The sequence below is a fragment of the Kitasatospora sp. NPDC048540 genome (assembly GCF_040651175.1).
GTDB lineage: Bacteria > Actinomycetota > Actinomycetes > Streptomycetales > Streptomycetaceae > Kitasatospora.
Window position 1 is genome coordinate 81186 of sequence record NZ_JBEZIR010000020.1, and the last position, 6686, is coordinate 87871.

Sequence of the window (6686 nt, forward strand, 5' to 3'; positions counted from 1 at the left end):
TCGGCGACCGGGCACCTGTCCGGGCTCGCAGCCGATCACGTACCGCACCCGTCGGCCCAGCACCCGGCGTGCGGGCGCGCGGCAGCCGCGCGGGCGGCAGCCGGGGGCGAGACGGGAGGCGAGTGACATGGTGTGCGGGTCAGCCCCGCCCGTTGTTGCGCAGCGCCGGGTGGGCGCCGGCCGCGACCAGGTCGGCCACGGCCGCCTTCGGGTCCTTGCCGGTCACCAGGGACTCGCCGACCAGGACCGCGTCCGCGCCGAGGTTGGCGTAGGAGATCAGGTCGTGCGGGCCGCGCACGCCGGACTCGGCCACCTTCACGATGTGCGCCGGGATGGCGTCCACCACGTTGCCGAAGGTGTTCCGGTCGACCTCGAGGGTCTTGAGGTTGCGGGCGTTGACGCCGATGATCCGTGCGCCGGCGTCGACCGCACGGGCGATCTCCTCCTCGTCGTGCACCTCGACCAGCGGGGTGAGGCCGATCGACTCGGCCCGCTCGATGAGCGAGACCAGGGCCGGCTGCTCGAGCGCGGCGACGATCAGCAGCGCCAGGTCGGCGCCGTGTGCACGGGCCTCCCAGAGCTGGTAGGCGGTGACGATGAAGTCCTTGCGCAGGACCGGGGTGTCGACCGCGGCGCGCACGGCGTCGAGGTCGGCGAGCGAGCCGCCGAAGCGGCGCTGCTCGGTCAGCACGCTGATCGCGGCGGCACCGCCGGCGGCGTAGTCCTTGGCCAGGGCGGCCGGGTCGGCGATGGCCGCCAGCGCGCCCTTCGACGGGCTGGAGCGCTTGACCTCGCAGATCACCCGGACCCCGTCGCCCTTCAGGGCGGCGACGCCGTCCTTGGCGTCGGGTGCCTTGGCCGCGAGCTCCTTGAGCTCGTCCAGGGAGACCCGGGCCTGTCGCTCGGCGAGGTCCTCGCGGACCCCGTCGATGATCTCGTCGAGCACACTCACGCGAGCGCCCCCATCATTTTCTGCTGGCTCTGAGCCGACAGGGTGGGCCCTGCCGGGTCTTGCAGTCGGTCTGACCTCGGGGGGCGGGCCACCTGGGACCGGTGAAGATCCTGTGCCGGTCCACCCTCGTCGGTCCTTCGATGGTATCGGGCGCGGGGGGCGCGAGGTGCATCGGACCAGCTCGCGTCTCGCGGAGCGGACCCCGTTCGTACCGGCGCGCACCCCCGGCGTGCACGCCCATGACGTGCGCCGGTCCCGCACTACGGCCGCCTGCTACTGCGCCCCGATGCCGGGCGGCTCAGAGCGGCAGCGGCGCCAGTCCGGCCCCGATCGGGAGGTTGCGCACCACGGTGAAGACCGCCAGCAGCAGCACCAGCAGCACGGCCTGCCGGGCCCCGAAGGAGAACCGGGGGGCGGGCGCGCCGGTCAGCGCGGCCCAGGCCCAGCGCAGCCAGAACACCGCCAGCACCACGGCCAGCACCATCACCAGCAGGTTGTCGTGACCGGCCGCATTGAGATCGCCCCTGGTCAGCGCGTGGACGCAGCGCAGGCCGCCGCAGCCGGGGCACCACCAGCCGGTGGCCCGCAGCACCGGGCAGACCGGGTAGTGGCCGGGGGCGTTGGGGTCGACCGCGGCGACGTACGCGGTCGGCAGGCCGACCGTCACGAGGGCGGCCAGCGGGCGGCCGAGCCTGCGGAGCGGGGATGCCTGCGGGGCCGGGGCGGCGGGAACGTTCACGGAAGCGATTGTGCCGCCCGTGCGGGCCGCCCGGGCAGAGGCCGGACGGCGGGCGTGGCGGGCCCGCCGTCCTTCGAACTCCCGTGCCGGTCAGGCGGACCGGCGGTGCGGGTCGGCCGTGCGGTGGGGCCGGGTCAGGCGGCCGCGACCGGGGTCCGCTCGACGGCCGGCTCGGCCGGAGCGAAGTGCGGGCTGGGCTGCTTGCCCATGCCCGCCATCGACATGGCCTTGCCGACCACGCCGGCGGCCACGACGACCACGAGACCGGCCCAGAAGAGCAGGACGTTGGGGATGATCATCGCGACACCGCTGATGGTGAAGCCGATGAAGGCGATGGTCACGCCGGTCCAGGCGGCGGGAGTGTGGCCGTGCGCTGCTGCCGACATCTGCTGGTGCTCCTTGAGTCCTCGGGTCCCGGCCGGGCCGCCGCGTGGCGCTCGACGGGTTGACGGGTTCCATTGTGCCGGGCCTTGACGGCGAGCCCCAAAGGGGGGCCCGATAGCCCTCGTCACACTCGCCGGGCGTTTCAGCCGGTCGGGTCCTCGCCGCGGTCCAGCGCCTTCCACAGGTCGGCCGGGGAGCCCGCGGCCCGGGGCGCGGCCGCGCCCTTGCGGACGGGCGCCTCGTAGCGCGCGCCCATGGCGGGCCAGGACCGGCCCGAGCGGACGGTCAGCAGGCCCGCCAGCGCCAGCAGCAGCGCGCCGGCCAGCGCGACCCACGGCCAGCCGGAGTGGGTTATCTGCTGGGCCTGCGCATCGGCCAGCGCCAGCTTGCGGGCGGCCTCGGTGTGCAGCCCGGCCGTGTCGGTGGCCCCGAGCACGGCGCCCGCCGCCGCCCCGAGCCCGGCCAGCACGGTCAGCACGCCGACGGCCGTACGGGCCCGGCCGCGCACCGCGAACACCGCCACCGCGGCGGCCAGCGCCACCAGCGTCAGCCCCCCGGGCAGCCCGGTCAGCGTGGCGCCGGTCGCGCTCACCGCCAGCCGGCCGCCGTCCAGCCCGGTCACCGTCCCCTCCGCCCAGATCCGCCCGACGGCGGTGAGCACCAGGACGGCGCCGAGCGCGGTCAGCAGCAGCATCAGGGACAGGCTGCGGCGGTCGGTCGGGCGCGGAGCGGTCTGTTCGGTCACCCGTCCACTATCCCCGACCCGGACACCGTGCCCCTCAGGCGGGGTCCCGCGGGAAGCCGTCGGTCCGGATCACGACCGCCCGGCCTTCGAGCGGGACCGTCAGGTCCTCGCCGAACGGCACCCGCCCGGTCTCGCGGTACACCCCCGACCGCTGCGGGGCCGAGTGCACCGTGCAGACGCCCTCCCGCGGGTCGATCACCGCATGGACCGGGATGCCGCACTGGGCGTACAGCCGCAGCTTCTTGACGAAGTCGCTCTCACCGACCCGACACCCCTGTATGTCCTCTGATGTCCTCACGACACGGGCGCGCGAAGGGTGTTGGCGGTGGCGACCGCGCGCAGGACGGCGGCCGCCTTGTTGCGGCACTCGGCGTCCTCGCTCGCCGGGTCGGAATCGGCGACCACGCCCGCGCCGGCCTGGACGAAGGCCGTGCCGCCGCGGATCAGGGCGGTGCGGATGGCGATCGCGGTGTCGGAGTCACCGGCGAAGTCCAGGTAGCCGACGCAGCCGCCGTACAGGCCGCGGCGGGTGGGCTCCAGCTCCTCGATGATCTGCATCGCCCGCGGCTTGGGCGCCCCGGAGAGGGTGCCCGCGGGGAAGCAGGCGGTGAGCACGTCGAAGGCGGTCCGCCCGGCGGCGACCTTGCCGGTGACGGTGGAGACGATGTGCATCACGTGGCTGTAGCGCTCGATCGCCATGAAGTCGACCACCTCGACGCTGCCCGGCTCGCAGACCCGCCCGAGGTCGTTGCGCCCGAGGTCGACCAGCATCAGGTGCTCGGCCCGCTCCTTGGGGTCGGCGAGCAGCTCGGCGGCCAGCTCGGCGTCCTCGTGCGGGGTGGCGCCGCGGTGCCGGGTGCCGGCGATCGGGTGCACCATCGCCTCGCCGTCGGTGACCTTGACCAGCGCCTCCGGGCTGGAGCCGACCACGTCGAAGCCGCCCTCCGCGGTGCCGTCCGGACCCGGGAAGCGGAACAGGTACATGTACGGGCTGGGGTTGGTGGTGCGCAGCACCCGGTAGACGTCCAGGGCGCTGGCCGGGCAGGGGGCCTCGAACCGCTGCGAGGGGACCACCTGGAACGCCTCGCCGGCCCGGATCCGCTCCTTCACCTCCTCCACCGCCTTGCGGTACGGCTCGCCGCCGAACGGAGAGTGGGCGTCGGCGGCGGTCGGGGTGAAGGTGGCGAGGCCCGGGTCGACCGGCTTGCGCAGGTCGGCCTCCATCGCGTCGAGCCGGGCGAGGGCGTCCGCGTGGGCCTCGTCGACGCCGGAGGCGAGGTCGTTGTGGTTGACCGCGTTGGCGATCAGCACCACGCTGCCGTCGACGTGGTCGAGCACGGCCAGGTCGGTGGCGAGCAGCATGGTCAGCTCGGGCAGCCCCAGGTCGTCCGGGGTCAGGTCGGGGAGCTTCTCCAGGCGGCGGACGATGTCGTAGCCGAGGTAGCCGACCAGGCCGCCGGTGAGCGGCGGCAGGCCGTCGTCGGCGGGCCGGGGGGTGTGCAGGGCGGCCAGCGCGGCGCGCAGCACCTCCAGCGGGTCGCCGGTGGTGGGGATGCCGACGGGCGGTGTGCCGAGCCAGCGGGCGTCGCCGTCGGGGCCGACGGTCAGGGTGGCGGCGCTGCGCACGCCGACGAAGGAGTACCGGGACCAGCTGCGGCCCTGCTCGGCGGACTCCAGCAGGAAGGTGCCGGGCCGTTCGGCGGCGAGGCTGCGGTACACGCCGATCGGGGTGAGGCCGTCCGCGAGGAGCCGGCGGGTGACGGGGATGACCCGGGTGTCTGCGGCGAGCTTGCGGAAGGCCTCAAGGTCCATGGGGTGCGGCACCGTTCGAAGTTGGGGCGGGCGGGACTGGGAGAAGGTTACCGAGCGGGCAGCAGCACGTCGGCGTCGAAGCAGGTCCGCTCGCCGGTGTGGCAGGCGGCGCCGACCTGGTCGACCTTGACCAGCAGGGTGTCGCCGTCGCAGTCCAGGGCGACGCTCTTGACGTGCTGGAGGTGGCCGGAGGTGTCGCCCTTGACCCAGTACTCGCTGCGGCTGCGGCTCCAGTAGGTGCAGCGGCCGGTGGTGAGGGTGCGGTGCAGTGCCTCGTCGTCCATCCAACCGAGCATCAGCACCTCACCGGTGTCGTACTGCTGGGCGACGGCGGGAAGCAGGCCGTCCTCGGTCCGCTTGAGGCGGGCCGCGACGGCCGGGTCGAGGGCGGTGGTGCCGGGGGCGGCGGGCGTGGTGGACATACCACCATTGTGGCAGCCGGGGTACGGCGGCCGGGTCCGGTGGTGCCGCGGCGGCGGGTCAGGGGCTCTCGCAGCCGTCCGGCCACACCACCTGGACGAACAGGCCGGCCCGCCGGGCGGCCTCGATCACCCGGGCAGCCTCGCCGTCCGGTCGGCCGTCCCAGACCGCGATCAACTCGTCGACCATGCCGACCAGGGCGCGGCCGGTGTCGTCGCCGAGCCCGCCGAACCCGACCGGGGCCAGCCGGTGCACCGCGGCGGCCCGGCCGAGCAGCCGCTGCCAGGCGGGCTCGGCGGGGGCGGCGGAGGCCGGGACGATCGCCTCGATCCTGCCGCCGTGGTCCAGCACCGCCCGGGCGAACCAGCTCTCCGGCCCGGGCGCCAGGCATCCGACCCCGACCAGCTCGTAGGCGCCGTAGGCGGTCACCAGGCGCCAGAGTTCGCCGCGGATGAGCATCTCGGAGATCTCCGAGAGTCCTTCGTGTCCGATGATTCCGACGCGCATCAACAGGGTCCCTTGATCCGGGTCGTGCCGGCTTCAGCTTAGTGCCGCGTCAGACAGCCGTTGCGCGCCGAGGAGCGGCCCCACCGGGGTGCGGCGGCCCGGCCGTCCGTCAGGGGCGGCCGCGGAGGGCACCGTTGGCACACGATCCCCGGCGGGCGCCGGGGGCGCTGCGGTAGTTTTGGCCACCGACCGAGGCGAACGCCAGTGCGGTGGACGCCGTCAGCGAGCCGGCCGCGACGGCGGTCGGACACCGGACCGAGGAGACCTTCGGGTGAGCACCTACCAGCAGTCCCCCGGGGCGGCACCCGGCCGGGACGGCGCCGGCGTACCGGCCGGCCACCCGGCACTGCAGCAGACCGCCGCCCCGCACCTGCACCCCGGGGAGGCCCTGGCCGGGGTGTTCCCGGTACGCCTCGACCCGCTGCTGCCGCTCTACTTCTCCCGGGAGATCGCCACCCACGAGATCGCCTGGGCCCCGGCCCGGGTCGCGGTGCGCGCGCTGCGCCGGTTCTGGCGCGGCCTGTGGACGTACTTCCTGCCGCGGTGGCTGGTGGAGATCTTCATCCCGGACCTGATGTACCGCCGTCCGTACGGGCTGCGCCTGGAGCGCCGGCTGTACCGGGCGCTGCGGCGGCCGCTGCACGGCGGTTCCTGGAGCGGCGGCCGGGAGAGCCTGGCCGGGCGGCTGTGGACGGCGGTGCGGACCACGCCGGGCGAGAAGTTCCGGGCCGACCACGACCTGTTCACGCTGGTCCTGACCGACCGGCGGCTGCTGGTGCTGAGCCGCAAGTGGACCTTCGAGCGGCACGAGGCGTACCAGGCCGTGCCGCTGTTCGAACTGCCCGTCGGCAGCTTCGCGCTGCGCGGGAAGGTCCCCGGTTCGTGGTTCACCTTCCGGGCCGACCTGGCCTTCTCGGACGGCTCGTGGATCGCGCTCGACCTGGACCGGGAGGACAACGCCCAGCAGTTCACCGCGACCATGGCCCGGTACTCGGCCTGGTCCTGAGCGACGGCCGGCCGACCCGGACCGCGGGGCGACGCCCAGCATGGCCATCGGGTGCTCCTGGAGCGCGCGGCGCGCCTCGTCGAAGTCCATCTCGGCCAGGGTGGCGTAGTAGGGACCGCCG

At 74.7% G+C, this 6686-nt stretch carries 9 protein-coding genes; 1 reads left to right on the forward strand and 8 read right to left on the reverse strand.

All coding sequences use genetic code 11. The features are described 5' to 3' along the window. Positions 1 to 139 precede the first annotated feature (139 nt). The 8 genes from trpC to AB0D08_RS11280 form a co-directional block, all read right to left on the reverse strand. The gene (trpC, locus tag AB0D08_RS11245; RefSeq protein WP_033820228.1) at positions 140 to 952 is read right to left on the reverse strand and encodes an indole-3-glycerol phosphate synthase TrpC; all 813 of its coding nucleotides are present in this window, start codon (positions 950 to 952) and stop codon (positions 140 to 142) included. A gap of 298 nt (positions 953 to 1250) precedes the next feature. Then, positions 1251 to 1691 (reverse strand): DUF2752 domain-containing protein, encoded by a 441-nt coding sequence (locus tag AB0D08_RS11250; RefSeq protein ID WP_033820229.1) that lies wholly within the window; start codon positions 1689 to 1691, stop codon positions 1251 to 1253. A gap of 134 nt (positions 1692 to 1825) precedes the next feature. Then, positions 1826 to 2077 (reverse strand): HGxxPAAW family protein, encoded by a 252-nt coding sequence (locus tag AB0D08_RS11255; protein ID WP_033820230.1) that lies wholly within the window; start codon positions 2075 to 2077, stop codon positions 1826 to 1828. 140 nt (positions 2078 to 2217) lie between these two features. Next, on the reverse strand, positions 2218 to 2820 hold the full coding sequence (locus tag AB0D08_RS11260; RefSeq protein WP_033820231.1) for a TIGR02234 family membrane protein: 603 nt from the start codon (positions 2818 to 2820) through the stop codon (positions 2218 to 2220). A gap of 34 nt (positions 2821 to 2854) precedes the next feature. Then, positions 2855 to 3118, reverse strand: a complete 264-nt coding sequence (locus tag AB0D08_RS11265) for a hypothetical protein (RefSeq protein WP_359887822.1) — start codon at positions 3116 to 3118, stop codon at positions 2855 to 2857. Next, a complete protein-coding gene (locus tag AB0D08_RS11270) occupies positions 3115 to 4632 on the reverse strand; it encodes an anthranilate synthase component I (protein ID WP_033820232.1) in 1518 nt (505 codons plus the stop codon). The genes AB0D08_RS11265 and AB0D08_RS11270 overlap by 4 nt, the downstream gene beginning before the upstream one ends. Positions 4633 to 4679: 47 nt before the next feature. Beyond that, positions 4680 to 5054, reverse strand: a complete 375-nt coding sequence (hisI, locus tag AB0D08_RS11275) for a phosphoribosyl-AMP cyclohydrolase (protein WP_033820233.1) — start codon at positions 5052 to 5054, stop codon at positions 4680 to 4682. 58 nt (positions 5055 to 5112) lie between these two features. Continuing rightward, positions 5113 to 5559 carry a hypothetical protein gene (locus AB0D08_RS11280; protein WP_359887825.1) on the reverse strand — a complete coding sequence of 149 codons (447 nt, stop codon included), beginning with the start codon at positions 5557 to 5559 and terminating at the stop codon, positions 5113 to 5115. A 271-nt stretch (positions 5560 to 5830) separates the two neighbouring features. On the opposite strand from AB0D08_RS11280, the gene AB0D08_RS11285 reads away from it, so the two are divergent. After that, positions 5831 to 6565 (forward strand): hypothetical protein, encoded by a 735-nt coding sequence (locus tag AB0D08_RS11285; protein ID WP_359887827.1) that lies wholly within the window; start codon positions 5831 to 5833, stop codon positions 6563 to 6565. The last annotated feature ends 121 nt before the right edge of the window (positions 6566 to 6686 follow it).

Excerpts from the sequence above, each read along its gene's own strand:
- AB0D08_RS11280 (WP_359887825.1), bottom strand. The coding sequence starts at position 5,559 with ATGCGCGTCGGAATCATCGGACACGAAGGACTCTCGGAGATCTCCGAG.
- AB0D08_RS11270 (WP_033820232.1), bottom strand. The coding sequence starts at position 4,632 with ATGGACCTTGAGGCCTTCCGCAAGCTCGCCGCAGACACCCGGGTCATC.
- AB0D08_RS11255 (WP_033820230.1), bottom strand. The coding sequence starts at position 2,077 with ATGTCGGCAGCAGCGCACGGCCACACTCCCGCCGCCTGGACCGGCGTG.
- hisI (WP_033820233.1), bottom strand. The coding sequence starts at position 5,054 with ATGTCCACCACGCCCGCCGCCCCCGGCACCACCGCCCTCGACCCGGCC.